The organism is Paraburkholderia bryophila, from assembly GCF_003269035.1.
In the GTDB taxonomy this organism is placed as follows: Bacteria; Pseudomonadota; Gammaproteobacteria; order Burkholderiales; family Burkholderiaceae; genus Paraburkholderia; species Paraburkholderia bryophila.
Genome location: NZ_QLTK01000038.1, coordinates 1 through 18188, shown reverse-complemented (window position 1 = coordinate 18188; position 18188 = coordinate 1). Strand labels below are relative to the sequence as shown.

The 18188-nt window shown below is 62.4% G+C and carries 16 protein-coding genes and 1 riboswitch; of the genes, 9 read left to right on the top strand and 7 right to left on the bottom strand.

The window, feature by feature from the left end; genetic code table 11:
- Positions 1-391 precede the first annotated feature (391 nt).
- A riboswitch (cyclic di-GMP riboswitch) is annotated at positions 392-471 on the top strand.
- Positions 472-528: 57 nt separating this feature from the next.
- On the top strand, positions 529-1389 hold the full coding sequence (locus tag BX591_RS32305) for a spherulation-specific family 4 protein (protein WP_111935380.1): 861 nt from the start codon (positions 529-531) through the stop codon (positions 1387-1389).
- Between the two features lie 148 nt (positions 1390-1537).
- Here BX591_RS32305 and BX591_RS32300 read toward each other — a convergent pair whose 3' ends face one another.
- From BX591_RS32300 to BX591_RS32280, 5 genes are all read right to left on the bottom strand, one after another.
- Positions 1538-2389, bottom strand: a complete 852-nt coding sequence (locus BX591_RS32300) for an ABC transporter ATP-binding protein (RefSeq protein ID WP_111935379.1) — start codon at positions 2387-2389, stop codon at positions 1538-1540.
- A complete protein-coding gene (locus BX591_RS32295) occupies positions 2389-3132 on the bottom strand; it encodes an ABC transporter permease (RefSeq protein WP_111935378.1) in 744 nt (247 codons plus the stop codon). Before BX591_RS32295 ends, BX591_RS32300 begins: the two co-directional genes overlap by 1 nt.
- A 22-nt stretch (positions 3133-3154) precedes the next feature.
- The gene (locus tag BX591_RS32290) at positions 3155-3784 is read right to left on the bottom strand and encodes a VOC family protein (protein ID WP_111935377.1); all 630 of its coding nucleotides are present in this window, start codon (positions 3782-3784) and stop codon (positions 3155-3157) included.
- Between the two features lie 87 nt (positions 3785-3871).
- Positions 3872-5053: an ABC transporter substrate-binding protein gene (locus BX591_RS32285; RefSeq protein ID WP_244147184.1), complete on the bottom strand. Its 1182-nt coding sequence runs from the start codon at positions 5051-5053 to the stop codon at positions 3872-3874.
- Positions 5054-5106: 53 nt separating this feature from the next.
- The gene (locus BX591_RS32280; protein WP_111935376.1) at positions 5107-6036 is read right to left on the bottom strand and encodes a fumarylacetoacetate hydrolase family protein; all 930 of its coding nucleotides are present in this window, start codon (positions 6034-6036) and stop codon (positions 5107-5109) included.
- A 265-nt stretch (positions 6037-6301) separates the two neighbouring features.
- Between BX591_RS32280 and BX591_RS32275 the strand changes: the two genes are divergently transcribed.
- On the top strand, positions 6302-6961 hold the full coding sequence (locus tag BX591_RS32275; RefSeq protein WP_111935375.1) for a GntR family transcriptional regulator: 660 nt from the start codon (positions 6302-6304) through the stop codon (positions 6959-6961).
- A 62-nt stretch (positions 6962-7023) separates the two neighbouring features.
- Here BX591_RS32275 and BX591_RS32270 read toward each other — a convergent pair whose 3' ends face one another.
- Positions 7024-7995: a dihydrodipicolinate synthase family protein gene (locus BX591_RS32270; RefSeq protein WP_244147185.1), complete on the bottom strand. Its 972-nt coding sequence runs from the start codon at positions 7993-7995 to the stop codon at positions 7024-7026.
- A gap of 205 nt (positions 7996-8200) precedes the next feature.
- Positions 8201-9163 (bottom strand): alpha/beta hydrolase, encoded by a 963-nt coding sequence (locus BX591_RS32265; protein WP_111935374.1) that lies wholly within the window; start codon positions 9161-9163, stop codon positions 8201-8203.
- 273 nt (positions 9164-9436) lie between these two features.
- Here BX591_RS32265 and BX591_RS32260 point away from each other — a divergent pair, with 273 nt between their 5' ends.
- From BX591_RS32260 to BX591_RS32230, 7 genes are all read left to right on the top strand, one after another.
- The gene (locus BX591_RS32260; protein ID WP_111935373.1) at positions 9437-9877 is read left to right on the top strand and encodes a VOC family protein; all 441 of its coding nucleotides are present in this window, start codon (positions 9437-9439) and stop codon (positions 9875-9877) included.
- On the top strand, positions 9874-10881 hold the full coding sequence (locus BX591_RS32255; protein WP_111935372.1) for a 2-hydroxyacid dehydrogenase: 1008 nt from the start codon (positions 9874-9876) through the stop codon (positions 10879-10881). The genes BX591_RS32260 and BX591_RS32255 overlap by 4 nt, the downstream gene beginning before the upstream one ends.
- Positions 10882-10971: 90 nt before the next feature.
- Complete coding sequence (locus tag BX591_RS32250) at positions 10972-11997, top strand: porin (RefSeq protein WP_111935371.1); 1026 nt, start codon at positions 10972-10974, stop codon at positions 11995-11997.
- 203 nt (positions 11998-12200) lie between these two features.
- A complete protein-coding gene (locus BX591_RS32245) occupies positions 12201-13241 on the top strand; it encodes a porin (RefSeq protein WP_111935370.1) in 1041 nt (346 codons plus the stop codon).
- A gap of 19 nt (positions 13242-13260) precedes the next feature.
- Entirely contained in the window at positions 13261-15066 is a 1806-nt protein-coding gene (locus BX591_RS32240; protein WP_111935369.1) for an LVIVD repeat-containing protein, read from the top strand.
- A 108-nt stretch (positions 15067-15174) separates the two neighbouring features.
- A complete protein-coding gene (locus BX591_RS37270) occupies positions 15175-15525 on the top strand; it encodes a c-type cytochrome (protein ID WP_338068912.1) in 351 nt (116 codons plus the stop codon).
- Between the two features lie 410 nt (positions 15526-15935).
- Positions 15936-17762, top strand: a complete 1827-nt coding sequence (locus tag BX591_RS32230; protein ID WP_167444657.1) for a tetratricopeptide repeat protein — start codon at positions 15936-15938, stop codon at positions 17760-17762.
- Positions 17763-18188: the final 426 nt, after the last annotated feature.

Here is an 18188-nt window from a genome sequence, read left to right as displayed (position 1 = left end):
GAATACGCCGCACTCAACCCGAGTCACCATGAAAACGTTCAATTGGTCATATCAATAAATCGGGGGAAACTGCACTATCGTTCTTTTTTCTAATCGGCTTTACCGATTTTTTAACATCTTTTTACAAAAGCTAATTCGCCTCGATTTGCAAAAGGCGAACTTCGTCGACTGCCGAGCCCGGCAAGTCAAAAGTCGTCATTCCCGGCGGAAATCGATTTCATCCATCGCACTCCCCAGCCGCCGATAAAAAATGCCGAATGAATCGGGAAGACCCTGAGTACGGTCGCGCCGCCAAGCCCGGCGGCGTGTCCGCAGACACGATCGGCGCGGCGGCTTCTCATGCTTGATGATTTATCCGCCGGCTCCCTAAAGGAATCGGCCGCATTGCCGTTAGCGCAGTTGGCAAACCCGGAGTGATCCGGCGACGCAAAGCTATAGGGACTTCCTTGGGGGAGTTTGCCAGTTGCCCGCCGTAACCGCGGCGGGCCAATCGACAACGGTCATCGACAGACCGGGTCAGGAGGCAAGATGAAAAGAATCCAGAAGTTGGGCACGCTCGGCGTTGCTGTTCAGGAATCCAACGCAACGAACCGCCGCGCGACACGCGCCGGCAAGGCGCTGACACGCGCCACGCTGATAGCCTGCATGCTGGCCGGTTGTCTGCACGGCACGGCGTTCGCGGGCACCACCGCCGCGCTCGGTCTGGTGGTGCCGTCCTACTTCAACGCGACAAAAAGCGTGGCCGACTGGAACAGCATGGTCACCTCGGCTCATCAGGTTTCGACCACCGCCATCCTGAATCCGGACAACGGCCCCGGCGCCACCACGGATCCGAACTACGCGGCCGCGACGGCCAGGGTTCGCGCGGCGGGCGGCAAGGTGGTCGGCTATGTGCACACGTCGTATGGCAAGCGTTCGCTCTCCACGGTCGTCGCCGAGATCAATGCGTATGTGGCGCTGTACAAGGTCGATGGCTTCTTTATCGACGAGATGTCGAACGACAGCAAAATCGCTCACATCCAGTACTACCAATCGCTCTACAACTACATCAAAGGCCTGAACGCGAGCTACTCGGTGACCGCCAATCCGGGTACCAACATTCCGGAACTTTACGCCAGCTTGCCGACGGCGGATACGTTCGTCGTGTTCGAAAGCACCGCCAAGGCTTACGCGAAATACGAGCCGTTGAGCTGGCAGGCGGCGTATCCGAAGAGCCGCTTCGTGCACATGGTGTACAGCGCCACCGCCGCTCAAATGCCGGGCATCGTGCAATACGCGAGCACGCACGGCGCGGGCGGCGTGTACGTGACCTCGCTGGGCGGCTCCAATCCTTATAAGGCGTTGCCGCCCTACTGGAGCGCCGAAGTCACGAACGCAATCGCGCCCTGACCGCGCGAGCGGCCGGTCGCTATCGTGACGCATCTGCCGCGCCGGCAACGACGCCGGTCGCGGCGGATTTGCCCGCTGATTTGCCGACTGAAAGAGCGGCTTGCATCCACGATGCCCGCCGCTCCTTTTCGTCGCGCCGCCGCGCGATCTAGAACACACCCATCAACGCGGACAACCGCGACACATATTCGCCATAGCGCGGATCGCTCTTGACCTGCTCCGGCTGGCGCGGGCGCGGCAAATCGATCCTGACGTCGTGGATCACCCGGCCCGGGCGCTCCGACATGACCAGCACACGATCCGACAGAAACACCGCCTCGTGGATGCTGTGCGTGACCAGCAACACGGTGAGCGTGCTCTGCTGCCAGATTCTCAGCAACTCGACATTCAGGCGGTCACGGGTCAGCGCATCCAGCGCCCCGAACGGTTCGTCCATCAGCATCACGCGCGGCTGCAGCAACAGAATCTGGCCGATTGCCGCGCGCTGCCGCATGCCGCCCGACAACTCGTGCGGATAGCGGTCGGCGAAGGCCGTCAGACCCAGCGTCTCCAGCAGCGCGGGCAAGCGCGCCTCGACCTGCGCGCGCGGCAGATCGCGCAGCTTCGCGCCCAGCCGGATGTTGGCTCCGACCGTCAGCCAGGGCAGCAGATTGCTGGTCTGAAACACCACGCCGATATCCGGCACCGGTTGGTGAATCGGCTCGTCGCCGAGCAGAATCCGCCCGGTGTCGCACGCCACGAGGCCGGCCACCATGCGCAGCAAGGTGCTTTTGCCGCAACCGCTCGGTCCGAGGATCGACACGAACTCGCCCTGGCGAATCTGCATCGAGACGTCGTCGAGCGCGCTGAAGGCTTGTGCGCCGCCGCGCGCGGCGAAGCGCTTGCCCACCTGCTCCACCGCGATCAGCGCGGGCGCCGTGCCGTCGCGCGGCAAGGTTTGAACCGACGCGCCGCTTGCCGGGGCGCGCTCCACGATACGCAACTTGTCGACCATCGCCATCAGACTGTCACTCCTCTCCACCACACGCCGCGCGACACCAGTTCGACGGCCCAGTAAAACAGCATGGCCAGCCCGGTCACCATCAGGATCGCCGCGAACGACAACGCCGTCTGCGCATTCGACGTCGCGAATACGATCAGATGGCCGAGCCCCGACTCCGAGCCGATGAATTCGCCGACGATCGCGCCGATCACCGCCAGCGGCATCGCGATCTTCAAACCGTCGATCAGCGCCGGCAGCGCGGCCGGCAAACGCAGGTGCCAGAAGGTTTTCGCCGGCGACGCGCCGAGCGCGCGGAAATGCTCGTCGAGGTTGCGCGGCACGCCCGCGAGTCCGCCCATGGTCGCGATCACGATCGGGAAGAACGCGAACAGCACGGCCGCCGCCAGCTTCGACGCGAAGCCGTAGCCGAACCAGACGATCAGCAGCGGCGCGAGCGCGATCTTCGGCATGCTTTGCAAGGCGGTGACGAGCGGAAACAGCGTGCGCCGCGCGATGCTCGACATGCTGGCGAGCAGACCGATCGCGAGACCGCCGACCAGCGCCAGCGCGAAACCGGCGAGCACCTCCCACGCGGTCGCGAGCGTGTCCGACAGCAACTGCCCGCGCATTTCCCAGCCGGCCGCGAACACCTGCGAAAGCGCCGGCAGCACGTAGTCGCGCGTGCCGCTCCAGCGCACGCCGAATTCCCAGATCAGGCCGATCACGACCCAGAACGAGACGGTTTCGATCAATCGCTTCATGAGGGTTCCGAAGGGTGTCGAATTACGGGTGAGCGGACGGATCGCCGGAGGGTTCGGCGGCGGGGTCCGACGAGGCGTCCTGCGTCGACTCTTGCGCCGGCTTCTGCGCCGATGTTTGCGCCTGCTTCTGCGCCACCAGATGCGGCGGCGGCGGTACGACGAACCGCTCGAAGCGATACTGATCGAACGATTCGATCGTGCGCTCCCACACCTGCGGTTCGTGCGCGTCGCGTTCGCCGATCTGCGTCATCTCGCAGTACACCTCGACGTTATTGCCGTCCGGATCCTTGAACACGAGGAACAGGTTATTACCCGGACCATGCCGGCCGATGCCGCGCACGATCTCCACGCCATGCTCCTGCAACACCTTCACCGAGCGCTCCATTTCCTCGTAACTGTCGATCAGATACGAGAAGTGCTCCAGACCCGGCCGCGAGTAACGCGGCAGATCGTCGAAGTCGGCGGAATCTTTCGGTAGCTGGGCGAGCGCGAGATCGTGGTGATCGCTGCCGGCGCGCAGAAACACCATCTGATCGCCGATCCAGTCGGACACCTTGAGGCCCAGCACGTCGGTATAAAATCGCGCGGATTTCTGGATGTCGCGCACCATCAGCACCATGTGTCCAAGCCGCTTCGGACGCAAACTGTTCATTGCCTGTCTCCTCTTTGCCCACGGCTCGCGCAGGCGGGTTGGAGAATGTGCCTCATCCTGCGACGAGGCCCATTCTCCCGATCGGGTTCATTCGACGAATCGGTTCGTATAAAGATCGGCCGCCTTCACTTTCGCGCCGGTGCCGAACGCACGCGACACGAAAGCCGCCGTCGACTCCATGCGCGCCGGACGCAGCCAGCCGGTCTTGTGGTCGGCGGGGTTGTCGCTAATCAGGCCATTGGTCTCGACGATCTGTTGCAGCAGGATCGTCTTGTCGAGCACCGGATATTGCGCGGCGATGGCATCCGCCGCTTCCTGCGGATGCTCGCGCATCAGCGCATAGCCGCGATAGGTGGCCGCGACGAAACGCTTGACCACATCGGGATGCTGGGCCACGAAGGTATCGGTGGTCACGAGGCCGTTGCCCATCATATCCAGACCAAAATCACGGTAGAACACGCGGCCGAGTTGCTGGCCGGCGCGCTTCGCGAGCGCCGCCTGCACCGGCAGGCTCGCGCCCTCCCAGCACTCCGACAGGTCGATACGCTTTTGCAGCAGCGCCGTGTTGATGACGGCGGGGTCGAGGCGCACGGTCTTGATGGCGTCGGGCGCGAGACCGTTCTGTTTGAGCCACGCCGGCATGATGTTCTGTACCGGCGACGCCCCGCCGCCGCCGAGCGTCAGACCCGCCAGATCCTTCGGCGAAGTCACCTTGAAGCCGGGCCGTTCGAGATAGCACATCGCCCCCGGCCAGCGCGTGTTGATCGCGCCGACCATCACGGCATGGCCGCCATGCGCGCGGTTCAGCATCACGCTGACCGGATCGCCGTAGCCGAATTCGAACAGACCGCCATCCACTTCATTGACGGTGCGCTGGCCGCCGTAGCCGCGCATCACGCTGACGTCGAGCCCCGCCTCGCGGTAGTAGCCCTTCGATTGCGCGAGCAGAATGCCGCCGGTGCTGCCCTGCGGCAGCCACGCGAGATTCACGCGCACGGCGTCGGCGGCTTGCGCATGCGCGCTTGCGAACAGCGCGACGGCGGCGAGTGCCGCCGCGCCCGCTGCGATGCGCCGTGCGGGTGAGGCGGCGGGTTGCACGAGCCGCGCCGGGGTGCACTGCGCGACGGGTCGCGATATCTGATTCGCTATTGGCGGCAATATCTGCTGCGATACCTGCAGCACAAGCTTCGGCATAAACGGCCGCATGAGCAGTTGCATGGGCCGCTGCATGATCCGCTGCAAAAACGCGTGCCGTATCGGCTGCGACATGTCGTGTCCCCATTCGTGAGTGGAGTGAAAAAACGCGCCGGGCGTGACGACGCTCAGCCCGCCACCAGCGGATTTTCGATCGAACCGATGCCGTCGATCGACGCGACCATCACGTCGCCCGCCTTCAGATAAATGCCGCGTCCCATGCCGACGCCGGTCGGCGTGCCCGTGGCGATCAGATCGCCGGGTTGCAGCGTGAGGATCGTCGATAAATATTCGATCTGCTCGGCGATGTTGAAAATCATCCCGGACGTATTGCCGTCCTGCATCGTCTCGCCGTTCACCGCGAGACGCATGCGCAGATTCTGCGGTTCGGCGATGCACGCGCGCGGCACGAACCACGGCCCGAGCGGACCAAAGGTATCGAAACTCTTGCCGCGAAACCAGTCGTGTTTGAACGGATAGTCGGTGCGCCGATTCAGGTCGCGCGCGCTGACGTCGTTCAGAATCGTGTACCCGGCAACGTAGTCGTACGCGTCCCGCTGCGCGATATGGCGACCGGCCTTGCCGATCACCACCGCCAGCTCCACCTCCCAATCGACCCGCTCCGCGTGCGGCGGAATCACCACGCTGGCGAGCGTCGGCACCACGCTGGTTTCCGCCTTCATGAACATGTACGGCGTGCTTTCCTCGCGCGGCGCCAGTTCCGTACCCATCTCCAGCGCGTGCTCGTAATAGTTCGACGCCGCCGCGAAAATCCGCCGCGGCTGGTACGGCACGCACAGCGTGTGGCCAGCCAGCGGTTCGAGATCGAGCGTGCCGGCTTCAATCGCGCGGGCTGCGTCGCCGAACCGTTCGACAATGGCCGCGCCGTCGCTTTCCCATCCGGCGATCAGACTGCCGACATCGTCGATCTCCGCGCCGGACGCGTTCGGCGCGCTTTGCGTCAACGCGGCCCGCGCGTCGTACAGCGCGTCGCCGACCGCCAGGCCAGTGGCGCGGCGGCCATTCGATTCATAAGTTGCGATACCAAACCAGGTCACGTGTTGCCTCGCTTTTTTGCGTTTGTGGGGAATCGTTCAGTTGTCGGGAGCGTTATCCGCGCACTGCACAGTTCGTATACATTCAGTCACCCATGTATTTTTATTAAAATCATCGTATACACTTATCGGGGCGTAAACACGTTCGCGCGTACACTGCATGGGCTTGCACTGGCCGGATATGCGCGGTGGCGATTGAGGCGGTTGGGCCGCTGGCGCATAATGAGGGCCGCCTGCCCACGGTTTCGCTCAACCCACGACCATCACGATGACCACGCTCTCTTCCAAGATTTACCGCCTGCTGTGCGACGAGATCATCGACGGCACGCTCGAACCGGGCCAGAAGCTCGAGGAAGCGGCGCTCGCCGAACGCTTCAACGCGTCGCGCACACCGATCCGCGAAGCGCTGCGCGAACTCGCCGCGCGCGGCATGGTCGAGCTGACGCCGCGCAAAGGCGTGGTGGTCGCGCAGTTCAGCATCGACGAGCTGGCCGACATGCTCGAGGCGATGTGCGAACTCGAAGCGCTGTGCTGCCGTCTGAGCGCGCAGCGTATGAGCCTCGTCGAGAAGAAGCAGCTCGAGGAGCTGCAAACCGAAATGAACGCCGCGATCGCGCGCGGCGATGAAGCGGAGTACTTCGAACTCAATCGCGACTTCCACGAACTGATCTGCAAAGGCGCGCAAAGCAAGTCGCTGGCGTCGATCATGGCGGTACAGCGGCAGCGGCTGGCAGGCTTTCGCGCCGCGCAGCCGGCTTCGCCGTCGCGCTTCGAAGCGGCTACAGACGAGCATCGCGAGATCGTCTCGGCGATTCTCAACTCCGAACCGGAACGCGCGTACAACGCCATGCGCGACCACACCGCGCGGCTGTCTATCGTGGTGCTGGGCCGGCTCAAACGGCAACGCGCGGAGCGCGAGAGCGCGTGAAGTCAGGCCCGACGCGCTGGCCGGCTTAAGCGGGAACACGCGGAACAACTGCCCCATCATGCTCACGCGGCCACCGCCGCGAGCGCGGCCATCGACGGCATCGACAACCCCAACGCTTCCAACTGCTGCAATAGCGCGCCGGAATGCGCCGGGTTCATCGGCGTAAGCGGCGGGCGCACGCGATTCCATGCGGCATCGTTCGCGTAGTGCGCGACGATGCTTTTCAGCGCGGGGATCATCGGTTGTGCCTGCACGGCGAGCCGCACCGTCGCCACCTTGCCTTCCCATTGCGTTCGCTTTTCCGGTGTCGCCGCGTTCAGCAGACGCGCAATCGCGTGCGGCTGAATATTCGCGGTCGCCGAAATGCAGCCGGCCGCGCCGAGCGGCAGCGCTTTACCGAGCAAAGCCTCGGAGGCGGGAAACACCGCGAAGCCGGGAAACTTCTCCAGCATGGCCGCCGTGTTGGCCCAATCGCCCGAACTGTCCTTGATCCCCACTACCGTGCGCGGATACGCGGCGATCAGCCGTTCGATCAGCGTATGCGTGATCGGCACGCCCGTGAACTGTGGGATGTGATACAGCAGCACGCGCAAGCGCTCGGAGCCGACCGCTTCGATCACGTCGGCGTAGTACGCGAACAGACCGTCGTCGCTGACGCCCTGGTAGAAAAACGGCGGCAGCATCAATGCGCCCGCGCAACCGGCATCGTTCGCGTGACGCGTCAATGCGATCGCATCGGGCAGCGCGCATGCGCCAGTGCCCGGCAACATCTGCGCGGGGTCGATGCCGGCGTCGACCACGTCGTCCAGCAACGCGTGCCGTTCGGCGAGACTCAGCGAGTTGGCCTCGCTATTGGTGCCGAATAACGCGAGTCCCGCGCCCTGCCCGACCAGCCAGCGACAGAACGCGACGAAGCGCGGCGCGTCGACGGTCGAGTCCGCCGTGAAGGGCGTGATAACCGGGGCGAAAACGCGGGGGGTCGCGAATGGGGATGCGGATGCGGATGCGTCGTTCGGGGACATGGTGCGGGACATGCGGGTCTCCTTGCTGGTCATGCGGACAGTGACGGCGGTCGGCGCGGTGAAGCGCGTCGCTTGGGCGGGTCGGTTAAGACGGTCGATTACGTGAGTCGATTTACGTGAGTCGATTTACGTGGGTCGAAGACGCGGGTCGATTACGCCGGTCGATTACGCCGGTCAACGACGCCAACGAGTGGCGTGGATCGACTCGGCTCGTCAACTACCCACCGAAAAAATCGAGCATCGCGTCCCCCAGCAACGTCTCGCCCGAATCGAAATGCGCCACCACCGACGTATGGTTGTGCCGCGGCATCTGCACGAAACGCGGTGCGCGTTTCGCTCGCGCGTTACTGGCGCGTTGACGCGCCAGCAGCACGCGCTCGAAAAAAGCCGCGCCGTAGGCATCCAGATAAGGGTTCTCGTATTCGGCGACCACCACCATCAGCGGCGTGTCGAAGTGGTCGGCGTGCGTCAGCGGCGAGCGCGCCGCATGGCGTGATTCGTCCGCGCCGAAATAAGCGCGTACGCCGGCGGCATTCGGGTTATCCGGGAAGACATCGGCGGCGAGCCGCGCGCTGATCAGCACGGCGCCCGCGACGCCCGGCGCGTTTTCATCCTCACGCCGCGCGGCAAACAGCGGATCGCAGAGATAACTGGCGACATGCGCGCCGCCCGCCGAATGACCGACTAAAAAGATCCGGCGCGGATCGCCGCCGAACCCGGCGGCATGCGCATGCGCCCATGCCAATGCGGCGGCGACATCGTCGGCGCCAGCGGGATACGACGCTTGCGGCGCGAGGCGGTATTCGACATTGAGCGCCACGCAGCCCTGCCGCGCGAACCAGCGCGCAACGTTGTCGTAGATGAGTCCGTTGAAACTTTTGCTGCCGCGCAGAAAAGCGCCGCCGTGGACGAACAGCACGACGTCGGCGTTGCCCTTGCGGCGCGTCTCGTCCGACACGAATACATCGAGCCGCTGCCGCGCATGACTGCCGTACGGAACGTCGCGCGCCGCTTCGAACGATGCGCCCGCATCGCGCGCCGCCGCCACCAACGGCGAATACGCGTCGATCACCAGATCGCGGTGCGCATTGATATCGCTCGCCCACAGCGGGCCGATCTGCGCGAAGCGCTGCCTGAGGGCGGCGGACAGACTGCCTAAGGGTTCCTGCGAGGTCTGCATCGGTGGTCCTTCATACATCGCGGTGATTCAACGGACTGTTGAAGCGTGCTGCTGAAGCGGGCGCTACAAGCCGGGCTCCCAAGCGAAATCGCCAGAGCGCAGCGCGTCCCGATCAGCGTATGAAGGCCATTCTGGTATATCAATTTGTTTTTGTGTATACATTTGTTATACGTAGTATACCTGGTGAAGTTGGGGACACACATGCTTCACAGTCACGACAACCCTCCCTTCGCCTGCGGGCGATTCATCGTCAGGACAACCCAAGGACATCTCATGGACAAGCTCCGTCATATCGCGCTCTCGGTGGAAGATCCCGAAGCGGCCGCGCAATTCTTCGAGCAGGCGTTCGGCATGCGTCGCGCGGGCAACGCGATGCGCGGCATCTATATGACCGACGGCACGATGAACGTGGCGCTGCTCAACTTCAAGGACGAAACCGTGCCCGGCTATGCGGGCCTGAAGGACGTGCGCGGCGTGATCCACTTCGGCATGTGGGTGGATAACGTCGACGACACCGCGGCGCGCGTGGTCGCGGCCGGCGGCACCTATCTGACGGGACGCCACGAAAAAGATCCGAACGTGTTCTACGAAGTGAAGTACCGCATGCCCGACGGCACCGTGTTCGATATCACCGAAAACGGCTGGAAAGGCGCGGTGAAAGAAGTGGCGCCGACGGTGGGTTCGTCCGCCGCGCCGTCCGTCGATCCGCAATGAGCGCGGGCCTAAGCACGGGCACGGGCACGTACACGGGCGTGAGCACTGGCACAAGCCCGAGCGGCACGCATGTGCTGACGCTGATCCCGCTGCCCGATGCGACGCTCGATGCGCTGCGGCGCAATTACACGCTGCACCACCATCCGGATGGTTTGAGCGCCGAGGCGTTGTCGTCGCGCATTGAACTGGCGAACGTGCGCGCGGTGGTGACCAACGGCTCGACCGGTTTGTCGGACGCGCAGATGGCCGCGCTGCCCGCGCTCGACATCGTCAGCGCGTTCGGTGCGGGCTATGAGAATGTCGATGTCGCCGCCGCCACGCGACGCGGCATCGCCGTGACGCATGCACCGGGTGCGAATGCGGCGACCGTCGCCGATCATGCAATCGGTCTGCTGCTCGCGCTCGCGCGCGGCTACGCGCCGCTCACCGACGCGGTGCGCGCCGACAACTGGCACAACTCGCGCGCCGAACGGCCGACGCTGACGGGCGCACGCCTGGGTCTCGTCGGCATGGGCCGGATCGGCCGGCTGATCGCCGCGCGCGCGCAGGGTTTCGACGTGACGCTCGGTTATCACACACGCCGGGCGCATGCCGACGCGCCCGGGCGCCACTACGACAGCCTCGTCGAACTCGCGCGGGACAGCGAGTTTCTGGTGATTGCCTGCAACGGCGGACCGGCCACGAAACATCTGATCGATCGCGACGTGCTGCGCGCGCTCGGGCCGCACGGCTACGTGGTGAACGTGTCGCGCGGTTCGGTGCTGGACACGCAGGCGCTGATCGACGCGCTCGCCGACGGCGCGCTCGCGGGTGCGGGGCTCGACGTGATCGATAGCGAACCCGAGGTGCCGCGCGCGCTGCTCGACCATCCCGGCGTGCTGATCACGCCGCATATCGCGGGCCGTTCGCCCGCTTCGTGGATCGCGCAGCGCGACGCGTTGCTCGCCAGTCTGTCGCAGCACTTCGCTCGCGCACCGATCGAATTTGCGGTGCCCACCGCCTGAAACAGGGTGGCGCCGCATCGCGCCGCCCGCTCCGATGTCCGCTGTTCCCGCTGTTCCCGCTGTCCCCAACCGCTCAAAAGAGGATCCGCCATGAACGTTCGATCGTTGGGCGCGCTCGCGCTCATTTGCGTCACTGCGTGGGGGCTCGCGTCGCGCGTGGTCCATGCGCAGACGTCTGTCACGCTGTACGGCCTCGTCGGCCTGGATATCGCCGACACCAAACGCAGCAACGGGCCGCCTGCCGCGATCGCCGAGCAAAGCCCGGGGCTCACCGCGCCGTACTGGGGTATCCGCGTCAACGAGGAACTCGGCGCCGGCTATCGCGCGATTGCCGTGCTCGAAAGCTTCTTCCAGCCAACCAACGGCGGCGTCGGCCGCACGTCCGCCGATCCGTTCTGGGGACGCAATTCATACGCTGGCATTGCCGGCCCGTTCGGCCGCGTCACGCTCGGGCGGCACACCAACCTGCTCTACCTCGCCGAACAGGCGGTCAATCCGTTTCAGGCGTCGATCCTGTTTTCGCCGCTGGTGATGCAGACCTTCACCGCGCCCTACGGCGGCAGCATCGCGGGAGACACCGTGTGGAACAACGGCATCCAGTACACCAGCCCGAATCTGAACGGCCTCACCACCACGGCCGTGTATGCGCCCGGCGGCTTCGCGGGCTCGAACGGCGTCTACAACGCCGCGTTATCCACCACCTATGCCGGCGGTTCGCTCACCGCTGTCGCGACCGTGCAACGCACTCGGGTGGTGGCCGGTGTCGCATCGCCGACACAGAACGCGTACCTCGTCGGCGGTGCGTACGATTTTTCGCTGTTCAAACTGTACGGCGCATTGCAAGGACTGCGCACCGACTCGACCGGCATCGGCGCACACACGGTCGAAGCGGGCCTGTTCGTGCCGCTCACGGCTCAGCTCAGCGCGCTCGCCGAATGGGCCTACACGCGCCGCAGCGCGCCGAAAAACGCCGTCAGCGGGCGCAATACGGGCTCGGCCGGCCTCGACTACTTCCTCTCCAAGCGCACCGATCTGTATCTGCTGACCGTCTACGACCGGCTTTCCGGCTACGGCACGGCGATGACCTATGCGACCGGAATCCGGCATCTGTTTTGACGCGCTATGCCATTCGGGTCAACCCGCTATAACTAAACCGCTGTTTTGTATAAAAAAATAAAGCTCGGAATCCAAATTTTGCCATGGGTATAATTTTTTCCAGTTTGTGTATACACGACAGAAAAGGATGGAACCGCGGCTGTCGCGCGCGACGACAGCACTCTCAACAACACGAAAAGAACGACGATTTGTTTGGAGATGGAATGAAAAAGAAGACTCTCGTGTCAGGCGCCATGCTGCTTGCGTGCGCCGGGGCACATGCTCAGTCGAGCGTCTGGCTGTCCGGTTATGTCGACCTGAACATCGAACATCTGATCTCTTCCGGCTCGGGCGGCAACGTCACGCGCATGTCGAGCGGCGGGCTGAACAACTCGCGCTTCAACCTGAGCGGCGTCGAGGATCTGGGCGGCGGCAACAAGGCCGTGTTCACCGTCGAGCCGATGTTCTCCGCGAACAACGGCGTGCAGTCGACGCAGTTCCGCCAGTCGTTCGTCGGTCTCAAGGGCAATTGGGGTGAAGTGACGATGGGGCGTCAGTTCACGCCGTCGTACTGGATTGCGGGCTACGCCGATCCGAGCTGGGCGGCCGATTTCAGCATGGTCAACAACATGGAGTTCTTCTACGCGTCGTATCGCGTGGATAACGCGATCCAGTACAAGACGCCGAGCTTCTACGGTTTCACCGGCCGCATCATGGCCACGACCGGCGTGGGCGACAGCACCCGCGCGGGGCGTTTTCTGAGCACCAGCCTCGACTATCGCCACGGGCCGATTTTCCTCGGCGCGGTGAGCGAGTTGCAGTACACGCGAGACATCTTCAAGTCGTCGCAGATTCATTCGTCGCGCGATAACTACTTTGCCGCCGTCTACAAGTTCGGCGGTTTCGAGCCGACCCTGATCTATCACACGTACAACGGCTATTACGCTTACCCGCCGTATGTCGCGTTCAATTCGCAGGGCTGGGACGCGCAGGTCGGCGCGCGCTGGAATATCGACGGACGCAGCCGTGTGTACGTCAGCGTGGTGCATCGTCACGACGACAACAACAAGAGCATTTCCAGCGCAACCGGCGGCGTGATCGGCTACCTGTACGGTTTGTCGAAACGCACCGACCTGTATGCAACGTTTGCTCACGTCAAGAGCCAGAACAACGTGCCGGTCGCGTATCCGGTGACGTTCCAGGTCTATCCGAACGCGGGACAGAATCCGAGCGGCTTCCAGTTCGGTATTCGTCACGCGTTCTAATATAAAAAGGAGGAAGCCCATGCTTCGTACAAGCCATCTGAAATCAACTCTCGCAACCGGCGCGCTGCTGGCGTTCATGTCGGCCGCCGCGTACGCGAGCGGCGACGCAGCGCAACCTGCGGCGGCTGCATCGGACGCGACGGCCGCAACCGCTGCGGCTGCATCGGCGACGCCCGGCACGCCCGCGGTCAAGGACCCGTACCTCGCCGCGTGGCTGCGCCTGACGCCGAATCGCCCGCCCCTGCCGCTGAAGCCCGGCGTCGACTACGGCATGGACCCGGCGACCGGTCAGTTCGTGTGGCCGAAGGCGACGCCCGAAGTCCACCAGGGCCAACGCTTCCCCGGCGAAATGACCACGTGGGACAAGAAGAGCTACGCGAAGGACGTGAAGGTGCTGGCCTTCTATCCGCTCGTCGATTCGCCCTTTCACGCCTGGAACAATATCGCCGACTTCGACGGCAAGCGTTACCTCTACATTCACGACCGCGACTATCTGCGGATCATGGACGTGACCGATCCCGCCCACGGCAAGGTGGTGTTTTCGGAAGGCGGCACGTGGGGCCCGAAAGGACCGACCGAGCACTTCGATCCGAACAACGTCCACAACTACCTGGGCGGCGCCACCATCGTGTGGAGCAGGAAGCTCGGCAAGCCGGTGCTGGTGGCATCGTTTGAAATTGGCCGCTATGGGCTGATGACGGACAAGAGCGAACAACCGGACAAGGTCGAGGCGCAGCGTCACTACAACTCGCTGAAGGGTTTCAAGGTCTTCGAAATGGACGGCCCACTGCCGAGCCAATGGAAGCTGATCGCGACGCGTACCACCGACTACAAGCATCCCGATGCGCCGATCGGCCAGCAGCAGGGTTCGGGTTCGCTCGATGCGCCGGAGTACTACGGCGGCAAGTACATGATTCTGTCGGCCGCGCCGGACGACAGCTATGCGTTGACCGAGTACCCGAACTATCTGTATTCGCCCGGCTATCAGGTGTGGGACATGTCGGACCCCGCCGATCCGAAGTTTGTTTCGCAGATCTCGGTGCCGGGCCAGATTCTTGGCAACGAAGCGCACGAGCAGGCTTATCTGCAGAATCCGCGCGCGGGGAATCGGACTTCGTGGATGGGGTCGCGGATTCCAATCTTTTTGCCGAAGCCGTTGGAACAAGGCGGCAAGATCGGCTTCGGCGCGATGGGTGGGCTGGGTTTGTACTCGTTCGATCTGTCGAATCCGGCGAAGCCGAAGGTGCTCGGCAATGTGAATACGGCGCCGAGTTTTGCCGGCACCGAGTACGACAATGCCGATGTCAGCCAGTACGAACGCACGGGCTTCGTGCTGACGAGCGGTTATCCGATGAATCGCGATTGCTATGAGCCGTATAAGGACATCTTTGTCGTCGATGCGCGCGATCCTTCGCATCTGAAGGTCGCGGGTAAATTGCCGCAGCCCACGCCGCCGGAAGGTGCGCCGTTCACCAGTTTCTGCCAGCGCGGCGGGAACTTTGGGCCTAAGCGGTCGAATGCGATCGGGCAGCCTGGTGGCGCGCGGCAAGGGGTGATTCCGTACTCGTTCTATAACGCCGGCGTGCAGATTTTCGATGTGCGCAATCCGGAGAAACCGACTATTGCCGGGTACTTCGTGCCTGCGCTGGCCGATGAGAGCGAGTTGCCGAGTTATACGCTTGGCAAAGGTGTGCTGGCGATCTATACCGAGTACGACCGCAATATCATTTGGGCCTTTACCGAGAATGGCGCGTATGCGTTGTCGACGCCGTTGCTCGGGAAGCCTGTGATTGGGGCGCCGGCCAAGCCCTGGCCGCCGCGGTGAGCGGTCTGGTTTTTTGTTGTTCCATGCAGTTGGTTTGAGCGCTTTGCTTTTGCCCTGCCGGCGGTTTCGTTCGGCGGGGCTTTTTTGTTTTCCTTCTGGAGTGCGATTGTGAAATGGATTGGGGGGTTTCTGGTTCTCGTGGGTGTGGCTGGGGGAACGCCTGGTGCTGGAGCCCTTGCTGCCACGGCAGCCGGGGATGCCGCGAATGCCGCACACTCGAGCTCGGCAAGCGAACAGACCTGCCGGGCTTGTCATTCTATCGATACCACTAAAGTCGGGCCGCCTTTTCGGGCTATCTCCGAGCGGTATCAGGGAGATCCTGATGCAGTGGCCAAGCTTAAGAAGAGCATGCTCGAAGGGAGTTCTGGGAAGTGGAATACTGGCGCTCAAATGCCGCCGAATCCTATCTCTCCGGCTGATGCGGAACGGTTTTCTCACTGGATTCTTGGGATTAAATAGTGGGGATTTTGTCTGCCCGGTTTTTTACAACGAGTCCCTTAAAACAGTCCTACGCTGGTTGCGTCTCGACGACTGAGGGCACAGGCTGCGTCTCAGTGAAAAGACCTGCGTCGGTTGTCGATGTCAACCCGAAGACGCGCAAACCTATTTGTCTTTTTTCTGTTAAGCGGCCTGCATGATCTCAGGCATCGTGCCGGGCCGCCCTACATCCATTCCTACACTTCCTGCGCACCCTCCGACACACGAACCGGATGCGGCTGATTGTCGATACAAATTCTGCGTTTTATCCTCGTTATCTTTACAGTCCGGTACAAACAGACGCGCCTCCTTCTGGTCAAAATGTCGAAGGGATTCGCACATTGTCGGTCAACTACTCCGTTGAATGAGACAGGTCAATGGATACACATCGAATGCCAACGGATCCCCCTTCAAATCGCGATACGGTCGATGTCGGCGGTCTGCTCGCAATAGCCGATTCAGACTTCGCCGAGCGCCGTATGGAAGCCGCGAAGGATGCTTATCAACAAGTATTGGCCGTACGCACACACGACATCCACGCGCGTCATCGCATCGCTCTAGCATGCGTGCATATCAATATGATCGACGAGGCGGCTCGACATATCAGTCTCGCTCTGCAGGACGCACCAGATCAAGCTGAACTGTGGGAGCACGCAGGTCTGATTGCAGCGCTTCAGGGCGAACATCACCGTGCCGAGGCGTTCTATCGCCGAGCCATCAGCATCGCAGGAAGTACGGCGACGTTGCATCGGAATCTGGCCGACTGCCTTCGATTGTCGGGACGTCTGCTCGAAGCCAAAATTCAATACAGAAAAGCCGTCGAAATAGAGCCCCGCTTGCACCATGCAATTCGCGCTATCGCCCGCATCAGTACAGAGCTGGGTGATATAGACGATGCGGCAGACTTCTGGTCAAAGACCTGTGCGATCGATGCGTCAAATCCTAACGATGGGATTGAACTGGTCGCAGCACTTTCGAAGGCACGGCGCACCGCACAACTCGTTGGCGCGATCGAACAGATCACAACCCGATTTTCAGACAATGCGGAGGTACTCGAACGGCTGTCTTTCGTGCTCGTCAAAGGCGACAGGTTTGGCGAAGCTTTGAGTGTTGCCAAGCAGGGACTTGCCGTCAATCCGCAACGCGCTGCGTTGCATCACTATGCGGCAGTTGCGCTCAACATACGCGGGAGAACGACCGAAAGTTTGCCGCATAGCAGGGAAGCCGCGCGCCTCATGCCTGACAATCCGGCGATGCAATATCAGCTCGCACAGGTTCAACTCGTTCGGGGAGAGTTCGCTGAAGGTTGGGCCCGACTTAGGGCATTCTATTCGCTTCCGGATATAACGCTCGCTGTTCCTGGCTTTCCGCGATGGGACGGCGAACCGGTGACAGGGCAGACGTTCCTGATTGTCGGTGAGCAGGGGTGCGGTGATGAGATTCAGTTTATCCGGTTTGCCGCTTGGCTGAGTCAGCGCGGAGCAGTGGTCGATGTACTGGTCAACCGACGTATCGCACGTATTGCGGCGAGCATCTCGAGTATAAGAACCGTGTTTACGGCGATGCCTCCCGGTCCATACGATTACTGGAGCTACATGCTGAGGATGCCCGAGCATATGAAGCTTGACCTGCCAATGCTACCGATCGTCATGCCTTACCTCGCACCGGAGCCCGACACACTCGATTTCTGGCGCAAGCGTATAAAAGCCATCGCACCCGCAGCGGACGGCGACAGACGCAAACGCATCGGCGTTGTGTGGGCAGGCGGTCCCGACAGTTCACTCGACCGGTTTCGATCGATCAGCGTTCAAACCATGGTGCCGCTGTTCGCCTTACCCGGTACGACATGGTTCTCCATTCAGAAAGGCAACCATGAGCGCGATAGCGAAATCCTCGCCGGGACATTTGACATTCATACGTTGGGACCGGCCATTGTCGATTTTGCGGACACGCTTGCCATCCTTCACACGCTTGATCTACTCATCACGGTCGACACATCCGTCGCTCATCTTGCCGGTGCCGCTAATCTTCCTGTATGGGTTCTTGTACCGGGGTATTCGGAATGGCGCTGGATGCAAGACCGCACTGATAGCCCCTGGTATCCGTCCATGCGGCTGTTCCGCCAACGTGAGTTGGGCAATTGGCCGCCGGTCATCGAAGAAGTAAAGACGGCGCTGTGTCAGATGTTGAAGACGGCAACGAAAAGCGAAGCTGCCTGACGAACGGTCTATCTGTAGTCCACCGCACGGCCTGCCGCGCCAGCGAGTCACCGGTCTGTTTTTCGCAAACCGCGTTTCTCCTCGCCGCCCCCCCTGCTTCGAACATTTTCTTGCAAATAGGCCTGGTTTTCGTTTACGGGAGTGGAATAAAACGGTCGAAGGATGTGTTTAGCCACCTGTAGCCCATCCTGCGGCGCTGACCGAACGACGAACAACGTGCTGGTGTACGTAGGGATGGATCCCGGGCCCCTAAGTGCGAAATCGATGCCGGTCATGACATGCGGAACATTCTGATCATTGAAGACAACCTGTGTGTCGCACGGGAAATCGTGAACCTGTCCGCATTTTTGTGTGCGAGGCGGTTTAAAGATTTCTAGCCACGTGCGAGCGTGAAGCGCTCGCCAAACAGGATAGCAAACTGGTTCA